The organism is Alteribacter natronophilus (assembly GCF_006007885.1).
GTDB lineage: Bacteria > Bacillota > Bacilli > Bacillales > Salisediminibacteriaceae > Alteribacter > Alteribacter natronophilus.
In genome coordinates this window covers 69,851-90,501 of record NZ_VCRO01000004.1, presented here as the reverse complement: position 1 = coordinate 90,501, position 20,651 = coordinate 69,851, and the positions used below count along the sequence as shown (strand labels likewise).

At 51.3% G+C, this 20,651-nt stretch carries 17 protein-coding genes; 2 read left to right on the top strand and 15 right to left on the bottom strand.

Going from position 1 to position 20,651, the window contains the following annotated elements:
* Positions 1–89: 89 nt before the first annotated feature.
* From FGB90_RS13245 to FGB90_RS13200, 10 genes are all read right to left on the bottom strand, one after another.
* Positions 90–746 carry a YesL family protein gene (locus FGB90_RS13245; protein ID WP_138811326.1) on the bottom strand — a complete coding sequence of 219 codons (657 nt, stop codon included), beginning with the start codon at positions 744–746 and terminating at the stop codon, positions 90–92.
* Between the two features lie 203 nt (positions 747–949).
* Positions 950–4,123 (bottom strand): hypothetical protein, encoded by a 3,174-nt coding sequence (locus FGB90_RS13240; RefSeq protein ID WP_138811325.1) that lies wholly within the window; start codon positions 4,121–4,123, stop codon positions 950–952.
* A gap of 18 nt (positions 4,124–4,141) precedes the next feature.
* Entirely contained in the window at positions 4,142–5,479 is a 1,338-nt protein-coding gene (locus tag FGB90_RS13235; RefSeq protein ID WP_138811668.1) for a glycoside hydrolase family 30 protein, read from the bottom strand.
* 22 nt (positions 5,480–5,501) lie between these two features.
* Positions 5,502–6,863 (bottom strand): GH1 family beta-glucosidase, encoded by a 1,362-nt coding sequence (locus FGB90_RS13230; protein ID WP_138811324.1) that lies wholly within the window; start codon positions 6,861–6,863, stop codon positions 5,502–5,504.
* A gap of 534 nt (positions 6,864–7,397) precedes the next feature.
* Entirely contained in the window at positions 7,398–8,228 is an 831-nt protein-coding gene (locus tag FGB90_RS13225) for a carbohydrate ABC transporter permease (protein WP_138811323.1), read from the bottom strand.
* A gap of 5 nt (positions 8,229–8,233) precedes the next feature.
* Positions 8,234–9,124, bottom strand: a complete 891-nt coding sequence (locus FGB90_RS13220; protein ID WP_138811322.1) for a carbohydrate ABC transporter permease — start codon at positions 9,122–9,124, stop codon at positions 8,234–8,236.
* 87 nt (positions 9,125–9,211) lie between these two features.
* The gene (locus tag FGB90_RS13215) at positions 9,212–10,546 is read right to left on the bottom strand and encodes an ABC transporter substrate-binding protein (RefSeq protein ID WP_138811321.1); all 1,335 of its coding nucleotides are present in this window, start codon (positions 10,544–10,546) and stop codon (positions 9,212–9,214) included.
* A 201-nt stretch (positions 10,547–10,747) separates the two neighbouring features.
* Positions 10,748–11,755: a LacI family DNA-binding transcriptional regulator gene (locus FGB90_RS13210; RefSeq protein WP_138811320.1), complete on the bottom strand. Its 1,008-nt coding sequence runs from the start codon at positions 11,753–11,755 to the stop codon at positions 10,748–10,750.
* 221 nt (positions 11,756–11,976) lie between these two features.
* Entirely contained in the window at positions 11,977–12,477 is a 501-nt protein-coding gene (locus tag FGB90_RS13205) for a ferritin (RefSeq protein ID WP_138811319.1), read from the bottom strand.
* 22 nt (positions 12,478–12,499) lie between these two features.
* Positions 12,500–12,958, bottom strand: coding sequence for a flavodoxin (locus FGB90_RS13200; protein WP_138811318.1), 459 nt, complete (start codon positions 12,956–12,958; stop codon positions 12,500–12,502).
* A 399-nt stretch (positions 12,959–13,357) separates the two neighbouring features.
* On the opposite strand from FGB90_RS13200, the gene FGB90_RS13195 reads away from it, so the two are divergent.
* Both FGB90_RS13195 and FGB90_RS13190 read left to right on the top strand, forming a co-directional pair.
* Positions 13,358–14,053, top strand: coding sequence for a (2Fe-2S)-binding protein (locus FGB90_RS13195; RefSeq protein ID WP_138811317.1), 696 nt, complete (start codon positions 13,358–13,360; stop codon positions 14,051–14,053).
* A 150-nt stretch (positions 14,054–14,203) separates the two neighbouring features.
* Positions 14,204–15,262 (top strand): acyltransferase family protein, encoded by a 1,059-nt coding sequence (locus FGB90_RS13190; RefSeq protein ID WP_138811316.1) that lies wholly within the window; start codon positions 14,204–14,206, stop codon positions 15,260–15,262.
* 389 nt (positions 15,263–15,651) lie between these two features.
* On the opposite strand, the gene FGB90_RS13185 is transcribed toward FGB90_RS13190, so the two are convergent.
* The 5 genes from FGB90_RS13185 to FGB90_RS13165 all read right to left on the bottom strand — a co-directional run bounded on the left by FGB90_RS13185 (position 15,652) and on the right by FGB90_RS13165 (position 20,466).
* Positions 15,652–15,936, bottom strand: coding sequence for a hypothetical protein (locus FGB90_RS13185; protein WP_138811315.1), 285 nt, complete (start codon positions 15,934–15,936; stop codon positions 15,652–15,654).
* Positions 15,937–16,387: 451 nt separating this feature from the next.
* Positions 16,388–17,095: a hypothetical protein gene (locus FGB90_RS13180; protein WP_138811314.1), complete on the bottom strand. Its 708-nt coding sequence runs from the start codon at positions 17,093–17,095 to the stop codon at positions 16,388–16,390.
* 333 nt (positions 17,096–17,428) lie between these two features.
* A complete protein-coding gene (locus FGB90_RS13175) occupies positions 17,429–18,067 on the bottom strand; it encodes an ABC-2 transporter permease (protein WP_138811313.1) in 639 nt (212 codons plus the stop codon).
* The gene (locus tag FGB90_RS13170) at positions 18,030–18,920 is read right to left on the bottom strand and encodes an ABC transporter ATP-binding protein (protein ID WP_138811312.1); all 891 of its coding nucleotides are present in this window, start codon (positions 18,918–18,920) and stop codon (positions 18,030–18,032) included. The genes FGB90_RS13175 and FGB90_RS13170 overlap by 38 nt, the downstream gene beginning before the upstream one ends.
* Positions 18,921–19,107: 187 nt before the next feature.
* Entirely contained in the window at positions 19,108–20,466 is a 1,359-nt protein-coding gene (locus FGB90_RS13165; RefSeq protein WP_138811311.1) for an alkaline phosphatase, read from the bottom strand.
* Positions 20,467–20,651 lie beyond the last annotated feature (185 nt).

The following is a 20,651-nucleotide window of genomic DNA, read 5'->3' as shown; positions in this document are numbered from 1 at the left end:
AGCGGAATAAAACAACAATCTTTCCGAAAACAGCTTAAAAAAAAGCCTTCCATTAAGGAAATACCTGAATGGAGGGCTTTTTAAACGTATCAGACCTGGCAGGCGGAAGCTTCGGAACCTGCAGGCGATTGTTTTGGAACCGGTACCTTCCTCATCCCCAGGTAGGTCACCGACATGAGGATCAGGCCGGTCATACTCGGGATAAAAAAGCCGAGGATCCCGGGAACATAAAGAACCGCGTGATAGACAAGCATCAGGCCCGCCCCTGCAAGGACCGGCAGGTAAAACTTCGTGACTCCGAGCAGAAAGGCAAACTTGATGTTTTCAGCAAACGACAGTCTGAAGTGCACAAGCGACGGGAAAAGAAAGGTGACGGTCAGAAGAAACAGAACCGCAGTAATTATAAAGCCCACAGCTATGACAGGCTGAAGCCAGCCCGTGGCAATCTGCATGTACTGGTAATTGACGAACAGTACCCAGCCGTACAGGACAATCAGAAAACCGTACAGATTCGCTTTGACGAACTCACTTTTATAGCTCGCAGCAAAGGTACGGAAGAGCGGAATGTCCATCCCCTCCATGAGCCACTTTCTCACGACTGCAAGAAGGGCGGCAGCGGCTGGGAAAAAGCCGAACACCCCTAACCCGAGTACGGTAAAAAGAAGCCATACAGCGTTTAAAGCTGTTACTTTCACGAAGATCTCCAGTGCCTGGAAAAGTCTGTTCACCACTGCGTTGCCCGTCATGCCATTCACCTTCCTGTCGTTTGTTTCCTGCTATACAAAGCTCAGTTGCACGCCGTACGCTCGCTTTCCGCGGCGATGGCGCTGAGCCTCCCGGGCCTCGCCCTGTGGGGTCTCACCCTGCCCTCCATTGCCGCAGGAGTCCCGCTTCCGGCGTTCCGCTTCGCTCATATCTTAAACAAGGGCGGAATAGGACGAAATAATCCCTATCCCAAATACACTTTCAGCTCACTGATCTCCCCGTTCCGTAGGGCGGCGGATGTGTCGCCGGTGAGCCGGTCCGATTCAAACGATCCCGTTGTGCCGTCAGTCCAGATTACCTCAAATTTCACAGGCTTCACCGCGTCCTGACCGAATGTGTCCTGTCTTTCGCTGTTCACATACGTGACGTTCACATTCCCGAGGAACGTAAACGATACTTCGCCGTCCTCCGTGAACATCCAGCCCGGAAGAGCCGGATTCAGTCGGCAGGTGAGTGTACCATTTTCCACGGCAAACGGTTTACCGCCGGTCATCATCGTAAACCAGATCGACAGGTGCTCCACCGTGGAGCCGCTGAGCCTGGATACAAATCCCCGGCCGTGAAGCTTCGGATCCGGATTTGCGCTGCTTGCCAGAAACGACGAATTTTCAAGGGTGCTGCGTCCGTAAACAGCCGGATCCAGAAACGGAATGAGCGCGTGCCGGATGTCCTCGTAAAATTCATCATAAAGCCCCGACTGAAGCGTTGCCAGTAGATACTTATATTCCATATGAAGAAAGATCGATTCATTTTCCAGCCAGCCCGGCGTAAAGGCCTTTACCCGGCCAAGTTCACCAGGTTCGCCCGCCACCGGTGCGGACGTTTTATACATTTTCAGTTTACGGTCGTAAATGTCCGACGCCCGGACCGCACGGTAGATGTCCTTCGCCTGCTCCCGGTCGCCGCATACTTTCATCGATTTTACCACACCTTCAAGAAACGGTGTAACCGGCCGCGGCTCCAGTACAAGACTCTCCAGATCCGGAACGGCCCCCTGCTCAAGAGCATCCTGCGGCTCGAAGTAAAAATAGGTCGGCGGCAGCGGGTCGCTGAACGATATTACCCGGTCAATCCCTTCCTGTACGCGCTTTTTCATCACGCTCAGGAATCCTTGTACGTCCCCGACCGGATACACCCGTTCCTCGCCGCTGATTCCGTTGTATACATTGCTCCGGTACGCTTCTCTCAGCGAAGAAATCCGGTGCCAGCGGGTCATGCCCACAAGGGAGGCGCCTGCCTCGTCAGCCCCGGTAAGCTCCTCCACCACTGACTCGAGGAATTCGGCTGCTTCCACCGGGATCCGTACTTCCCCGGCCCCGTCCACTTTCTGAAGCATCGCGATCAGACGATCCAGTTCAAACAGCTCCGACGTACTCGCCCCGAGCATTCCCGGAAGGCCGTTCAGGGAGTCGTTCCACCCCGGCTTGTCTGCTTCCATTTCAATTCCCAGACCCTGTGGTGCAAGTGTGGACGTTTTTACAAGGGCAAGAACGAGAAGCTTGGCATACAGGCTCGTTTCATAAACCGCTCCCTCACCGTGTCCGGTGCGGATCCAGAGCACACCGTTGTTCGCCGCTGCCTCGGCCATCTTCTTCTCATCGTGGGAAATGGCTTCGTACTGGCGGAGTCTGCCGCCGCGGACGGTGTACTTTTCCTCTCTCGTTTTCACCCGTACCGGACTGTCAAAGAACCGGTAGCCGCCCCCGAAGAAAAATGACTCCGCTTTGTCCGGGTAAATTGAGAGATAGCTGTCAATCAGATCCAGGTTGTACGTCCAGTGATCGATCCAGAACCCTTCCCCGAACACCGCCTGGAAGTGCTCCTCCGAGCGCGTAAGCACATCGGTTAGAAATGAGTCGAAATCCGTTTTCAGCCGGATTCCCTCATCCTCCACGAAGTGCATGAGCTCGCCCGGCGTGTAGGACTTCTCAAAAAAGCCGAGAAGCTTCGCCGTATCTGCCGCTTCCACGTAATCGGCAAGATCCGCCTCTTTCACCCCTTCAAGGGAAAAACGCACGCCCTGCACAGCCAGCGGATTGTAGCCGTCCAGCTGTACGAGGTTCATAAACAGCTTCACGTTGTAGTCTTCCACGCGGGGGTTTAACAGCACGTCGCATCGCCGGTTCTGGTTCATATCCCGGTAGTTGCCGTTCCCCTGCGAATAATATGTCGGACTGATGGAAAAGAAGTTATAGTCCCGCTCCAGATCCCCGTGCTTTCGGGAATACAGATAGTAGACTTTTTTCCCGCCTTCTTTTTCAAACACATGGGGAAAACCGCCCCGGAGCCCGTTGTCCAGGTAGCTCTGGCGCGTGTAGGCGTCAAAACGGGACACGTCTGTTTTTGTGTCCACTGCCTCCGTCAGGCCGCTCGTCATCTGTACGGCTTTGTCCTTCAGTTTTTCAAGGTGCTCAGCTGTCACGCCGGATGCAAACGCATTGACCTTCTCCACTGAAGAAGCCTGCCCGACGACCGTGTAAAGCTCCACCGCTTCTCCTGCCGCCAGTTCTGTTTCCACCGGTGAAAACCCGCCGGACACTTTGTTTGTGGTGGTCTGCTCTTCCTCAAGAAGGTCGTTCAGATTCCCGTCTTTAAAACGGTGAGGCGTGAAAAGGGACGTATCTGTGCCGAAAATTACATCACGGTCCACAAGAGGCTCCACGCGCGTCTCTGTCTCCCCTTGTTTCATCACACTCAGATAGAAGTTTCCGGCATGGATCTCCCTTACTTCCGCGGTGTCTTCCATGCTTCCCCGCAGCTTGTAGAACGGCACACCGTTCTCGCGGTTTTCCACGTCAAACCAGCTCTTGATCGTGTTGCCGAGCTCTTTGTAAGCCTGATTCGGCACACCGCTCGGCAGAATTGCCGGCAGTCCGTCGAGGGCTTCGAGGCGGACCGCCTCACCCGATGTGTTCGTGATCTTTACGTGGCGCACAAGTCCTGCCAGAGGTGCTTCCGGTAAAATAAAATACGTGACCTCGATCCGGATTCCTTCCGCAGGATGGTCGTAAGTCAGGGCCACCGTATTTTCCGACACGTCCATCGTTTCGGCTGCTTCCGTGCCTGCTGTGGTGAACGGTTCCAGGTACGACACCCCGTGCTCCCGATGCAGTTTCAAAAATGTGCGGAATCCCTGCACGCCGGTGTGCTGATACGATTTATCCGCCGGGAGAAATTCGAGGATCGCGTTGTCTTTATCCTGAACGCCGAAGCTGGCGATCCCCTGCCCGCGGTTGACGTAAAACACCCACATCGGTACGCCCTGAACCCCGGCAATCCCCGGGAGAAAGCTCGAAAACGGCGGGCGCTGCTGATAGTCTTTTATCTGAAAACGATAATCGTCCGTTAATGTGTACATGTTCATCTCTCCAAACCTTTAAGACATTACATACGTGGCAATGGACCGGGCCTTTGAAACAGCCTCCGCTCCGTGACCTTCCATGCTGAGGGAAAACGGTACGTCATTCTCCTGTTCGTTCAGCACAACGAGAACGACCGAGCCGTCTGTATTTTTAAATGCAGTCATCACAAGGCCGTCTGCCGAAGATTTGAGGCCGATCCGCTTTGCTCCCGGCAGGATGTGGCGGCTGAAGTGACCGATCGCATAGTAGGAGCTGTTGTAGTGAAGCTCGTCTGTTTTCGTATCGGCGATGATCGGGGCGTCGCAGTAGTTACCAACGTGGTTCGGACCGCCCTGCTCGTTCAGGACTAGGTTCCAGTCGATAAACCCTTCAAGCCAGTTGTTCATATCACCGATAATGTTTCGTGCGTAGCGCTCGCCTGTATGCCACGCACCGAGCTTCACGCCGCCTTCGATACACCCTTCTGTAAACAAAAGGTGTTTGTCCGGAAACTTCTCGTGAACGATACTGAGGTTTTCAAATTCCTCCGAAACGTACCAGTGGTTGCCCGTTCCCCAGACGTACTTCGCTGCCTCAGGATCGGAGAGGACCGTTTCGGCACGCTCCACAATAATGTCCCGGTTGTGGTCCCAGATGACGATCTTTTTCTCCCCGAGACCGCTCTCTTCAAGCGCCGGTCCCAGGTGGTCCCTGATGAAATCGCACTCTTCTACAGCTGTATAGAGACACGAATCCCACACCTGCTTCGCTGCCGGTTCGTTCTGCACGCTCACGCCCCAGACTGGAATGCCCGCTTTTTCCATGGCTTCGATATACTTCACATAGTAATTCGCCCAGACGCCGCGGAACTCAGGTTTAAGTTTGCCGCCGTGATTCATCTCGCCGTTCGTTTTCATCCACGCAGGCGGACTCCACGGTGAAGACAGCAGCGTCAACTCTCTGCCTGCCTCTGCCACGGCATCACGGATCATAGGAAGAACGTACTTTTCCTCCCGCTCAATGGAGAAGGACTCAAGCGAAGCGTCTCCCTCCTCCACGTAGGTGTAATTTTCAAGGGCAAAATCACAGCTGTGGATATGGGTGCGGCCGAGGGTATAGCCAAGACCGCTCCCTTCGTTAAAATAAGCGCGGATCGCTTCCTCACGGTGCGCCGGAGATACCTGCGAGAGTGTATATGCTGCAGCTTCGGTGAAAGCCCCGCCGAAACCCATCCATTCCTGATACTCCGCTTCCGGGTTAATCGTTGCGCTGTTTTCCCCTGTGCGGTCTTTTTCCGTGAACACGATCGGGTCTTTTTCCTGCCACATTGCTTTATCTTTTACGGATTCAATGATCCGGATCGTTTTTGTCATCATGATCCCCTCCGTTTTTCTTTCAGCGTGCAACTGAATCGCTGCGCTCTGTCACCGAGCGCTGGGCGACAATTTCCTTATACCGCTTCGCACTGTCTTTCCAGTAGCGTTTCTGTGTGGCAAAATCCACATAAAAAATGCCGAACCGTTTTTCATAGCCGAACGCCCACTCAAAGTTATCGAGAAGCGACCAGAGGTAGTAGCCGGAGATGTTCATGCCTTCCTCGGCCAGTTCAGCCACGGCCTGCACGTGCTTTTCCATAAACGCGGTCCGCTCTTTGTCATGAACGGAACCGTCCGCTTCCAGTACGTCGTCGTAGGCGGCGCCGTTTTCCGTAATAATAATCGGAAGATCGGTGTAGTCCACACGCAGACGGTAGATCAGTTCCTTGAATTCCTGCGGTGACACATCCCAGCCCATGCCGGTTTTTTCGTAGTCCGAATAGCTGTCCGTGAAGAGAAACTTCTCGCTTCCCGCATATTCCACGAGCGAGCGGTTGTAGTAGTTGATGCCGAAAAAGTCGCACTCAACGGCAATCGTCGCCAGATCCCCGTCCTGAATAAAGCCGAAGTCACGGACGAAGTTTGAAAACAGGTTCATCATGTCGTACGGATAGGAACCTTTAAATACCGGATCAAGGAACCAGCGGTTTGTATATCCGTCAGCGTTGTTCACGGCAAGCATATCGTTGGCCGACTGGGTTTTCCCGTAAACCGGCGTCAGGTTCAGTGTTATCCCGATTGGTGTTCTGGATTTGAACTCCGTTTTCAGCATCTGAACGGCTTTTCCGTGTGAAAGGAGGATATGGTGCGCGGCCTTCAGTCCTTCTTCAATGTTACGGTGACCCGGTGCATGATGACCGAGGTGGTAGCTCAGGAAGCTTGCGCACCAAGGTTCGTTGTGGGTAATCCACGAGTCCACGTGCTCATCGAGTTCACGGAAGCAGACTTCGGCGAACTCAAGGAACCAGTACACAGACTCCCGGTTCACCCAGCCGCCCTGGTTGTACGCCCACATCGGGAGATCCCAGTGGTACAGGGTCACGACCGGCTTAATGCCTGCCTCCTGCAGTTCTTTAATGAGCGAGCGGTAAAAGTTCATTCCGTCCTCGTTATACACGCCCTGCTCGGGAAAAATTCTCGGCCAGGCGATGGAGAAGCGGTAGGATTCCACGCCTAGTTCCTTGATGAGCTGGACGTCTTCTTTGTAGCGGTTGTAATGGTCGCATGCCATTTGCCCGTGGTCGCCGTTCCATACTTTGCCCGGTGTTTCGGAGAATGTGTCCCAGATGGACGGGGTTCTGCCGTCCTGATCGTGGGCTCCTTCGATCTGATAGGAAGATGTTGCGGTACCGAACACGAATTCTTTTGGAAATTTTGACACTGGAAGCACTCCCTTTGATTTTTGGGTATCTTTCTGTGGTGACTTTATATGAGGGTTACTGCTGGGTTACTCCTGGTTTTCTGACGGTTCATTTACGCTCTCTGCGCTCCCTTTCCGCGGGCACCGCTTCAGCCTCCTCGGGGAAAATCGCCCCTGCGGGGTCTTCAGCCGACGCTGTTCCCGCAGTAGTGTCGCGCGTTCGCTTCAATGAACGGATGGTTTGTTTAATTCAGTTTCGTTACTGACTCACGTAACTCCGGGAATCTAATTCTTCACATCACAGGCTGAGATACTGCCCGGGAATTCTTTGAAAGCAGGCGCAGCTGGACGCCGGGAGCGAGACTCCTGCGGCAGTGACGAGCGTTACATCATGAATCAGCTTCGAGATGCTTCGACACAGGAGGCTTCGAAGCGTCACTGGCAGAGGAAGAAGCAGGGGTCAATAAAAAACCGCAGACCAAATGCCCGAGGAGGCTCACCGGCACCGCCGCGGAAAGCGAGCGGACGGCGGCCAGCGGAGCTGCCTCACAATCGCTACTCTTTAACAGCCCCTGCAGAGATACTGCTGATGATGTATTTGGAGAGGAACAGGAAGGCGACCATGATCGGCACAACCGAAATGGCGATCCCGAGATACATGGAGCCCAGGTTCTCCGCCACCTGCGATCCTCTCAGCGCCCCCATCATAACCGGAAGGGTGTACTTTTCCGGACTGAAGAGAACGACGAGCGGCAGAATGTAGTTGTTCCATGAACCGATGAACGTAAAGATCGCCATCGTTGCCACCGCCGGCATCATCATCGGGAAGCCGATCTGGTGGAAAATCCGGATCTCTCCGGCTCCGTCAATCCGCGCCGCCTCAAGGAGCGACGGGTGCATGACCGTCATCAGATACTGACGGAGGAAGAACACAACAAACGGTGCCGCAATCGGCGGGATGATAAGCGGGATATACGTATCCAGAAGCCCCATCACCCGGATCAGGTCATAGAATCCGATCAGGCCGAGCTGCCCCGGCACCATCATGAGAAGAAGCATAAATACGAACAGCACATTCTTTCCTTTAAATTTATAAACAGCGAACCCGAATGCGGTCAGGGCACTGAAATAGGAACTCAGCACCGTTACCATTACGGCCACGAACAAGCTGTTGGCGAACCCGCGCCACAGGTTCATGTACTGAATCAGTGTTTCATAGTTATCCATGAGCGCCGTTCCCGGCAGAAGCGTGAAGCCCTGCTGGAGAATTTCGGCGTTGGACCGGGTGGCGTTTACGATCATCATATAAAACGGGATAAAGCTGATGATGACAAGTAAACCGAGAGCCACATACAAAATCCCTTTAACAATGGTGTTTGATTTCATGATGATCACCCCTCTTTAACATTTTTCCGGTACATCGATTTAAACGTAATGAAAGAAAACAGCACAGTAATCATGAACAGCCCGTAAGCAACAGCTGCCGCGTATCCGTAGTTGTCAAAACGGAACGCCTGATTGTACAGATAAAGAACCATCGTGTTAAGTGATCCCTGCGGTGCACCCATGCCGTCGGTAATGAGCATCGGCAGGTCAAAGATCTGCAGTCCGCCAATGAGAGACGTGATGAGTACGTACAGCATGATCGGCTTTAACAGAGGAAGCGTCACCCGCGTCAGCGTCTGCCAGCGGTTGGCTCCGTCGATGAGTGCGGCTTCGAAGTAATCTTTGGAAATCCCCGAGATCCCCGCCATCAGAATGATGAACGTATGACCAAACCACATCCACGCCCCGATAAGACCAACAGACCATCTCGCCGTTGTCGGATCGTTGAGCCAGTTAATCGGCTGGGAGATAATACCGAGATCCAGAAGCAGATGGTTGATCGTACCGTGGTGCCATCCGAGTAAAATCCCGAAGAGAAGGGCCACAGACGCCATCGTGATCAGGTTCGGGAGATAAAATACCGCCCGGAAAAATCCGAGACCTTTCATTTTCAGGCGAATATCGGAAAATAAAATGGCAAGAAGCAGGGCGATACCCAGCTGGAAAAAGAAGTTAATCCCCCAGATGTACATCGTATTGTAAAAGGCCTGATAAAAATAGGAATCTGTCAGTAGACGGGCATAGTTTGCGAGTCCGATAAACTCCGCTTCCCCTCTGCCCGAATAACTTGTAAAACTGTAGTAAAACGTCAGTAGAATCGGATAAATTGTAAACGTAATAAATACGAGAAAAAACGGGGCGATGAATATGTAGCCAAACTTATCCAGTCTTTTCATCTCACACACCTTCTTTCATCTCTCTAAAATAAAAACGGGGAGGCACTTGCTCCCTCCCCTTCAGCAGGCTGATTTACAGCCACTGTGTTACTGATTTGGCACTTGAATATGAGGGTAGGCGTTGCGAACCAGGTTGTAGAATTCGTCGATGGCTTCTTCTTTTGTTTTGGCTCCCTCTACATAATCCTCAACCATGCTTCCAAACATGGCATCGATCTGCTGGTCGTAACGTGTAACCGTGTCAGGATCGATTGATTCTGCTTCCTCAAGGAAGAATTTGTAGTTGTTCTGGCCTGCAAGGAATTCGTCCTGGAACTCATCCTTGATTTCCTCTGTTACAGGAAGGTAGGCAAGTACGTCACCAGTGTCGAGCGCCCAGTCAGTGAGGAACTCTTCATCATGTGTCATCATTTTCACGAATTCCCACGCAAGGTCCTTTTGATCGGATCCGCTGTAGATTCCAAGCCACGTACCGCCCCAGAAGTAAGGTGTCGGCGCGTTGGTCACTGCCCAGTCACCGGCAGTTTCCTCGGCGTTTATTTTCAGTACGCTGTGAAGTCCCCATGTCGGAAGGGCGTAGGAGAACACTTCCACTTCGTTGGATGCATCCTCATCCACTTCATCCCAGCCGGCGTTGTAGTTGATTTTACCGTCCATCGCCGCAAACCATGCCGGAGACCATTCAGGCGCAAAAGCAGTCATGTCTTTGTCACGAAGCTCTTTTGCATAGTCAAAGTGGTTCTTGCGCTCTTCAGTCAGTACGAGCTCGTCGTTTTCATTGACCCACGGCTGAGGATTCTGCCCCTGTGAGAACCAGCGGACGGCTCCTTCATCCGGGAACAGGCGGTAACCTGCGGATTTCAGCTCTTCCCCGACTTCAAACATGCCTTCCATCGTGGAGAAGCGCTCCCCGATTGCTTCAGGGTCATCTGTACCGAGTACTTCTTCGGCAATACTTCTGCGGTAAAAAATTCCCCCTGGCGTTGTCTGCCAGGACAGCGCTTTCAAAGTTCCTTCAGAATTACGGCCCATCTCAAAAACATATTCAATATAATCGTCTGCAAGCTCTTCTGCATTGTAAGGCTCCTGGCTCAGATCCTCCCAGTAGTCCTGCTCAACCCAGTCTTTAATGAAAGCAAGCTCTCCTGTGAAAATGTCAGGCGCGCCTGTTCCGTTTTCAAGTACCGGGCGAAGACGAGTCGGATAGTCCTCAATCGGAATGATCGTCAAATCAATATCAACATCGTGTCTTTCCTCAAATATTTCAATCGGCTCTTCCAGCTCATCTGTAAATGACCAGATCGTCAGCTTCTCCCGATCCCCCGAATTCTCACTGCCAGCTGCACTTTCATCGTCACCGCAGGCAGTTGTAACCCCAAGTGCCAGCATGGAAACCATGGATAGTGATAACACCTTTTTCATCCTGAAATCCCACCCTTTTAATTTGTTATCGATTCTTTATATAAGAATCGTTTTTTTATCTAAAGCGCTTTCGGAAGGTCCAAAAAATATAGGGCTCCCTACTTTGCTATAGAATAAGCATACATCATTTGTACTTTTCCGAAAACTAACTAAAGCGCTTTCGTAAAGTATAAAAAATTTTTCCAGGTGTCCTACAAAGGCTTAAATCGCCTTTGTAGACTCCCGTTCAATCAGTTCGACCGGCACTTTTACAGCCTGGCCTTCCTTGCTGCCTGAGTTAATCTGATTCACCAGAAGCTCTGACGCTTTAATGCCAATCATGTCCGTGTCCTGGCGGATCGTGGTGAGTGCCGGTGTCACGTGTTTTGCCACTTCAATATCGTCAAAACCGACAACCGAGACGTCGTCCGGCACAGCCACATTCATTTCCCTGCAGGCTTTCAGGGCACCGAGTGCCATGTTGTCCCCTGCAGCGTAAACGGCTGTGGGACGGTTATCGAGGCTCAGCAGCTCTTTCATGGCTTCATAACCTCCCTCATAGGAGAAGAAGCCCCCGTCTGCCACGTATTCGTCCGGAGCATCCAGCTTCAGTTCCTGAAGCGTATCTCTGTAACCCCGCATACGTTCCGTGCCGGCATGTGTCCGCTGGATACCCTGAATGTGGGCAATTCTGCGGTGACCGAGCTCGTACAGGTGCTTCACTGCCAGTACACTGCCATCGTAGTTGTCGCTGTAGACAACACTCGATTCGTCGCTGTGCAGATCCACGACCACAGTCGGAAGAGGAGACTTGATGAGTTTCTCTGTTTCTTCATCCTTATAATTGGAACAGACAACAATGACGCCGTCTACTCCGCGGTGCAGCGCGTGATCCAGGTAACTTTTTTCCTCCCCGCCAATATTACGGCTGAGAAAAATAATATCGTAGCCCTGGGCTTCCACCTGTTTCTTGAACGCTTCAATCACAGCACTGAAAAACGGATGATTCATCCCGATTTTCAGGTCTTCCACAAAGATTACACCGATTGCCCACGATTTTTTCGTTGTCAGGGAACGGGCAATGGAATTCGGGTAATACCCCATCTCCTCAACTGCCTCGAGAATTTTCTTCTTTGTCTTTTCCCCTACATCGGTATAGTTGTTCAGGGCCTTTGACACTGTCGTGATCGAATACCCCGTTTTCTTTGCTATATCATAGATCGTTGCCATTTTAGCATTTCTCCCATTCGAAAGCGCTTTCGTAGATAAGTATAATCCACGAATTTACAGACGTCAAACCCTTTTTTAAATGTTTTGTAAATATTTTTTTCCATCTACCGTAAGGTTCATTTCTGTTCCCGCCTGAACAGAAGATCCGCTTCACAAATAGAGCCTTAGCCCAGAGCAGATAAAAGACTGCCGGGCAAACTCACCGGCAGTCTTTCACAGCGTTATCCGTTCTCAAATGTCCGTTTTCCAAGCTCCGTTTCCAGCATATAAAAGGCGTTGCTGTCTGTTTCGATGCGCTTGAGCTTCTGGATGATGGCATCAAATGACGCCTCCTCCTCCACCTGCTCCTCAATGAACCAGTTGAGAAACGTCATCGTCGCGTGCTCCCGCTCGTCCAGGGCCCGGTCTGCGAGCTTATAGATTCTGCGGGTAACTTCTTTTTCATGGGCAAGGGATTTTTCGAAGGCATCCTGAACGGAGGAAAATCCGGCTTTTGGTCCGGGAATCTCCGAAATTACCGCCTGCTGCCCGAGATCGATCAGGAAGTTGTAGAACTTCATCGCGTGGAAGCGCTCTTCCTCTGCCTGGGCGAGAAAGAACTTTGCAAACCCGTCCAGACTTTCGTTTGAACAATAGGCGGCTGTGGCCAGATACACATGGGCGGAGTAAAATTCGTAATTCATCTGTTCGTTTAAGCCGTCGGTCAGTTCTTTACTGATCATGAAAATCCTCTCCTGTCATCGTTTATTTTGACGTTACAGGACTTTTCATACAGTCCTTTACCAGCGCACGGATCTGTTCCTCGTCCTCTTCTGTATCCGGAGCCAGCTCTATTTTTACATTCGACGGCACTGTCCGTGCTCCCTGCTTTTCCGCACGTTCGGCTAACATATCAACGGCCGAGCAGAAATGAGGGTAGTCCCGGTCGCCGGAGCCGAAGACGCCGACGACTTTGCCCGACAGGTCCACGTCTTCAAGCTCATCATAAAAGTCCTCCGCCTCGTAGGGGAGATCCCCGTCTCCCCAGGTGTAGCTTCCGAGGAAAATTACGTCGTATCCCGTGAGCTCGCCTGCCTCGACCTCGTCCATTTCGTGTTTCTCCACTTTTACAGTATTGTCTATAGTCTTCACCTCGGCCTCGATCATATCCGCCATATCCTCGGTGTTGCCTGACATACTGACAAAGAAGATGCCGCATTTCATGGTAACCACGCTCCTCGCATAATATATCTGAAAGTGTTCCGCATTGTCCTTATCCGCTATTTACATTCCGCTCCAGGCGGACGCTTTCCGCGGGCAACGCCTCAGCCTCCTCGGGAAAAACACCCGGCGGGGTCTTCGCCTGTTGCTTTTCCCGCCGGAGTCGCCGCCTTCCGCTTCATTCTTTTACTCTGAAACAGCAATTCTTTTTATCCTTCTGTAAAAAAAAGAACTGCCAAGGGGGTGAAGGCAGTTCTTAAGAAGGAGGTAATGAGAACGATTCTCATTATCGTATACAAATCCAGTGTACGGCCGACAAGCATCCGTTGTCAACAGCTAATTGAAAATAATTCTCAACCAAGGTATACTGACAGTACATAATGCTGTAAAGGAGACATCCTCATGATCCCAGTTGCCAACTTCACTGATCTGGAAAAACAGACAGGCTTAACGTTTACCGAAGAGCTGCAGGAAAAAAGTGATCATACGATCGCCGAACTGATCCGCAGCTCTGACTATATCTCCAGCTTCACAGACAGCCTGCGCACAGCCATGGAATCCCCGAACCGCGTCGTTACGGGAACCATCTTCGGCAAGCGTTACGCTGCTCTCGTCCGTGGCCTCTTTTCCGCCGCCGTATACGGCTGGTCCATCGACGCCTCCCCTGCGCATACAGGCATGCTCGTTAAGGATAAAGCGAAACTGGCGTTCATGCTGGACCGCTCCTCCGTGGCGCCTTCAGACTCGTTAACCGGGGGAGAAGCGGAAGCACGGATCGTCCGCTTCGTGTCCGGACACCTGGATCCGCTCTTTGAACAGATGGCCGGAGCCACCGGTGCAAAAAAGACACACATGCACTCACTTGTGGCACACAGTCTGTACCAGACCGCCCACAAGCTTCGCGCATCAGACCCGGATAAAAAAGAAACGATCCGCCGCACGCTTGACCTCTTTCTGATCGAAGGGTCCCCTCTGTCCTTTCATTTCGAGCTCAGCCCGGACGGGGAATACTACATCCGTAAGCACTGCTGTCTTGCCTACCTTCTTAAAGGCGGCAGCAAGGACAACTGCTGCGGTACCTGCCCGCATATCAACTAGTTCACTTATCACCTGAGCCCTCCTGAAAAAATCAGGAGGGCTTTCCCTTTCGGTACACCCGTCAGAAATCCACTTCTTCCAACGTACTAATTTAATTGACGAATTTTAATAGAAACAGCTTTATTTTTATCATAAAAGGAGTGGCCGCTTATCCGTAACCGTATCATCGAAGAGGCCTACTGGCTGAGAGCGGTCGCCTGTCTGGCGGTTGTCGTGACCCACGCGGTCAACACAACCCTCGCCAACTACGATGGATCCCTCAGCCAGTTTCAGGAATACCTGCTCATCTTTACGCGCTTTATCTTTTTCTTCGGCACACCGGCGTTTGTGTTCATTTCGGAAATGCTTTTGGCAAGAGCCTATCAGAACGGCCTGCCCGACGACTTCCTCCGTAAGCGGGTCAAATTTCTGCTCATCCCCTTCGCAGTTATGGGAATCGTATTCGCCATGGTCGAAAACCCGGCGGGCACCATCATGCAGAGCATCTTTCTGAACCTGTTTGCAGGCGGCTACACCGGTTATTTTATCCTGATCATTTTTCAGTTTTACGTCCTGCACTACTTCCTGTCCGAGCACATGAAAAAGTGGCGGCCGGTGCGGGTGATTGCCGCTGCTTTCGCACTCAACATCGCCTACCTGGCGTTCTTTAATTTCACACCGCCGCCAACAGGTGCTGTCGGCGATTACATCTGGACCCGGGGCTACTGGCTGCCGTTTGCCGGCTGGATCTTCTACTTCGCACTCGGCTATTACTGCGGCCTGTACTTTGAGACAGTCAGGGAGAAGATCCGGGAGCACAGAAAAATCATCTTCACAGTCCCTGCCGTCTCCCTCGTGCTCCTCACTATCTTCGTGAGAGGAGACATCATTACGGAAGTATCATCGAAACGGATCGATATGCTTCTGTACACGGCTGCGATGATCATGATCATCATCTACTTCGCTTCCAGGCTGAAGCGGGCTCCGGCCCCGGTGCTGTTCATCAGCAGGTATTCGTTTAACATCTACCTGCTTCACAAACTGTTTCTCTACTACCTGCCACACAGCCCGGCCATGGATCCCCTCGTCTACTTTGCGCTGGCAATGGTCTACGCAGTTGCCATGTCCATAGCCGCTGCCAAAATGCTGTCCTTTCTCCGGCTAAGCCAGTTCGTCATCGGCAAGCCGCTTCCGGTTCCCAGGAGGGAGAAAGCGGTTGGAGGAACATGATAAAAGCCTTCCATCGTGGTGATGGAAGGCTTTTCTACTGAGTGAAGGTTCTGTTTCATTGGTTCTGACCTGGCAGAAATACGCTCCACTAAAGGGAGAGAGGTGCCAGCTGCACTCTAAAAAAGAATAAGTTTTTTCCAAAACAAAAATGCCACGATAACAGTTTTCATGAGAAGCAGATCAGATACAAATAGTAAAAAGTATACTATTTTAAAAGATGGAAGTTATTTTGAATAAACTTTCGACAGTAGAAATTGAGGAGTCAAAAAGAGAACTAGAAGGAGCTCCCTCAACCTTTTATCATCAAGCTTCTAATTGACAAACGTGATTAAGTAATTATTAATAAAATGCAGCGCAATATTCACTTCTGGCTGCGTCAGGTGTCTTCATCATCTCTCTATTGCGTAGTGCAGCCTCAGCCTCCCTTCTTCATCCACACGACCGTACTTGTGCGTCGGTTCAAACGGGAACACCGTTGGCAGCACTGGTTTTTCATCAGCCTGCTCCCCAAATTCGGCAATAGCCTCATCAGCTGCGATATATTCATTGTCTTTCGCGAAAGCTTCAAGCTGCATTTCTTCATGCGTTTTTCCGAATACAGTCTGACCGTTGCTGATGAGTATCGCTACTGCAGTAACCAGGGCAATGCAGAAGGAGATAGTTTTTCGGTACATTGTCATCACTCCGTATCACATATTTGAACCATAGTCTGCCCTGACGACTGTCAGACAATGATTGATCACCGGGTACAGGTCAGATAGTGGCAATAATAACGTTCTTTGGCAGACGCTCCTTTTTGTTATTCCTTCATGAGCTTTCACGAGTCCAGTCGCACCGTCGACGTTCACGTCGACAAAAGGTTTATGTTTGTAATCTCTGTAGTAATCTCTGGTATTGTTCCGTGATTCTGAAGTCCTGAAGGTAACAAAATGCTGTTCCGGAGTTTCTGTCTGTTCGTTCTGAAAAGCCATTTTGACGGTTCGCACATAATAGCAGACGCATCTTCCCCCCTCATAAATTAAGTAAGTCCATAACGGAGAAAAGAAGGAACTCAGGCACGAAAAAAGGACAGCTCCATCTGCTTCGTTTTGAAGCGTAAGAACCGTCCCTTTAATTTCTGTAATTTTACCTGCCGAGAAGAGAAAGGAGTTTCCCCCACGTTCCCTGGGGTTTCTGAATCTTTTCTTCCAGACGTTTATTGAAGTCGTTCTGCGCCTGCCACTCTTTTTCCTGCTGCTCCCGGATCGCCTTCAGTTCCTCCTGAAGGGAATCACTTTTTTCCTTTTCCTGTTCGAGCAGGGCTTCGTAGTAGGTCTTCTGTTCATTCGTCAGTTTCTCAATCTTCGACTGGGTTTTCTGTGACGAGTTTCCGATCGCCGAGCTGATCACGTGGTGATCCTGCTTCAGCCGGGAAACGGTAGTTTTCATTTCATCCAGACTCTGGGTAAGCTGCAGATTCGTCTCACGCGTAGCGGCAAGTTCCTGGGCGAGAAACGCAAATGCCTCACGCAGCTGATTCGGATCCTGGGGCAGCGTATCGTATGTATCGGGAAGCGCTATATCGCTTCGATTGTAGTTGGCAAGCCGTTGTTTCTGCTGTGCGACAAGGTCTTCTGCTGTTTCATTCAGGGGCCTCTCCGTATCGCGTATCGCCTGGAGTGCATCGACGTCGGTCTGTACAAACACCCGGCGGTCTCCGTCCTTAAAAAACTCGTATCCGTTACGTTCAAGAATCTGGCCGTATTTCCGGACTGTTGGTGTCGCGATCCCAAGTTCCTCCGCCACTTCCTTCGTCGTAAAAGACCTTTCATTTGCCTGAATATCGTGTCGCATATCGTCGACCCCCTCCCCTCTAAACTATGAATGTTTTCTGACACTTTTGCAAGGTGTATCGCTATGCAATATGTATTTTTTTCTGCAGAAAACCGCTTATACATTACGTTCCTGTATATGTATCGCTACCACCCGGAAGTGATACGCAATATTTGCAGTAAATAAATATCCAATACATTGTTCGAAATCCACCTCTTCCTTATGAGGCCAAAAAAAGAGCATATCGCCTGGCGATACGCTTTCTTATTGTGCAGGGTTCCATCAGTCGCAGTTTTCATAAGCGATACGTATCGCATTTCATCCTCCGCTCCACTCTCAAGATCTGCGGCTTACCTAGAATTCTTTCTTTTTATAAATGCGCTGAGAGAGCATGTACGATACGGCAAACGAAGCCAGTGCAACAATGAGGAACACTAAAGAAAACACCTGATCATACCAGTCCGGAGTGCCGATAACGAGAGCAAGCAGCCCCGATACGCCACCGAACGTCCCAAAGGAAAAAGCGAGGCTCAGGATAAAAATCATGTCGGATTTCTCCGTCCCCCACTTAAACGTGAGCGGATAAACGATTGCGGCCAGACAGAGAACAAGACCCATCCCCCGCATAAGAAAGTTAAAAACTATGTCCGTAAAAACCGGTTCGATCAGAAAATGGACTGCCGTATATAATACCATCGGCAGAGCAAGGCTGACGAGTAAGAGCAGCAGAAACGTCGCGTATTTGCTCTGCACGATCTGCTTTCTCTTTACCGGCAGCGTAATTTCAAACCGGTTCCATCCGGACAGCACATCGCGCTTTAATACTTCAAACGCATGGACCGGGATGAGCAGGAACGGCAGAAAAACCGCAAATCTCAGCGCCCAGTCCTCCTGGATCACGAGTGCTGCGATAACCAGGACAGCTACTGCAGCAACTGACGATTTGATCCCTTTTTCAATAGCGTAGTAGTGATTCAGTACGAGACCCTTCATCGGTTTCCCCTTTCATGAGCAGCAGCGTCATATCATCGATGGAAAAATCCCGCGTCCTGACTCCCTGCGGCAGTTTTTCCTTCTCCTTTACAAGGACGTCCACCCCATCTGCTGTGTGACGGTATGCGAGCACCGTCCTTCTGTCCAGCCTCTCAAGCTCACCTTCTTCACACTGTACAAGCGCAAACGTCTCAAATACTTCCCGTTTTCTCACCTTCAGAAGAATCGTGCCGTTCTTTATAAAAATCAGGTTATCGGCCACTTTTTCAATGTCACTCGTGATGTGTGAGGAAAGGAGAATCGCCCGTTCGCCGTCACGGACGAACGCTGAAAACACTTCAAGCACATCCTCCCGCGCCACCGGATCAAGTCCTGAAGTAGCCTCGTCCAGAATCAGCAGCCGGGCATCGTGGGAAAGAGCCACGGCGATCGAGAGCTTCATACACATCCCTTTTGAAAAACTCCCGATCTTCTTTTTTCCCGGCAGTTTAAAGAGATTGAGATAGTGAACATACCTCTCCCGGTTCCACCGGCTGTAAATCTGACTGAATACGTTCGAAAGCTGCATTGGGTTCAGCTCACCGGAGAAGTTCATGCTGTCAAACACAACACCGATCTGTTCTTTCAGGTGATCTTTCGTCCCGTCCATAGGCTCCCCGAACACCTTCACCGACCCTCCGTCTTTATGCAGAGTGCCCGTGATCGCCCCCATTGTCGTTGTTTTCCCTGCACCATTCTCTCCGATAAAGCCGGTAATCGATCCCGCCGGTACTGAAAATGTCACAGCGTCCAGTGAAAACGCAGACTCCGGGTATGTCTTTTTAAGCTGATTCACCTCAAGGATCTCCGTCACTACTCTCCCCACCCTGTATCTGACTTTTTTTAAAAGCATCTCTATTTAACAGTCGTCTTTACAGAAGACGTGGCAAAACATTACCACCGGAATATTCCCATTTGTATTTTAACATATTTATCCAAGGTTAAAGCAGGAAATAACAGCACAAAGCCTGACAGGAACTTTCCCTGCCAGGCTCTTTAATTCATTTATTTTTTTCGTTCCCAAGGGTAATTCCGTAAGCTTTTGCAATAAACTCAGGCAGGTCGGTGTTATCGATCAGCCCTTTCAGCTGCTCAGACCCGGGACCGTACGCAAAGACCGGCACCATGACACCTGTATGATTGGTCGACGTCCAGCCGATCCCGGACCGCTCACTGACAATCCGTGTGATTTCCTCTGCAGGCATGTCCGCTTCCCGGATTCGTGCCGCCTCACTGTCCGTAAGGGTGATGGGCGTATACATCTTCACGACCTCCCGCACGTTGGAGCGATCACTGTTCAGCTTGTCTTCCATATAAGCACCGGTAGCCGTGACGTTCTGCAGAAGGCTCACATCAGTTACTCTGCTCCCGCAGCATCCAAGGGAAAAACCGCCTGTATCGTGATCTCCCGCCATGACTACGAGCGTATTGTCGTCTTTTTCCGCGAACTCGAGAACTTCCATGACCGCTTCTTCAAAAGCTTCGGTGTCGCCCATTGCCCAGGCAGCGTCGTTGCCGTGGCCGGCCCGGTCAATCTGGCTTCCTTCCACCATGAGGAAAAAGCCGTCTTCATCCCTGCTGAGGAGTTCAATGGCAGCACTCGTCATTTCCCTCAGGCTCGGCTCGTCTGTTTCACCGCGGTGAAACTCGGGGGCCATGGCCCCGTCTGCAAACAGCCCGAGCACTCTGCCTTCCTCGATACCAAGCAGCCCATCACGGTCCTTTACCACCTGGTACCCGTCTGATGTCGCTTCCTCAACCAGATTCCGCTCTTCCTGCCCTCCTCCTTCCGTCTCAGGGAGGAAATAGTGCAGCCCTCCGCCCAGGAGGATATCCACCTTGCCGGAATCGATATACTGGCGGGCGGCTTCTGCCTGGTTGCTCCTCGTACTCACATGGGACAGGAACGCTGCGGGGGTGGCGTGGGTCACAGTGGCCGTCACCACAACTCCTGTAGATTTTCCGTTCCTGTTCGCGGCCTGAAGAATTGTTTCAAGCTCGTTTCCATCTGGATCCATACCCAGCGTACCGTTGTTCGTTTTTACGCCGGTGGCCATGGCTGTGGCAGCTGCGGCCGAATCGGTTATGGTGTTATCGCTCGAGTGCGTCGTCACCATCCCTTTCAGGAAGCGGTCCCAGACAGGTGCGCGCTCCTTGTAATGACGGTAGATCATGTTGTATCCGGAAGAAAAGCCGTCGGGAATCATAAAGATGACGTTATCGACCGGCTCCTGCGGCATCGAAAGCTCTTCTGCCACCGGATTACCTTTATTAGAGGCCTCTGCCGGGAGACCATTAAAACCGAGCCCGCCTGCCAAAACTGCTGCACTCAATATACCGGAAAAAATTCTTCTAAACATAGGTGTGCCTCCCGGTTACTTGTTTTTTTATGTAAAAGCTGGCCTGGGTGATACCCGAACGTAAACGTTCCTATTTCTTCCTCCGGGAGCGTTAAATTATGCAGGATCTCATTATATCTGTTAGCAATTCCTTCCCTCGCAGCTAATGCATAGGTGTTGCAGCGGCGACTTTTTACATACACCAA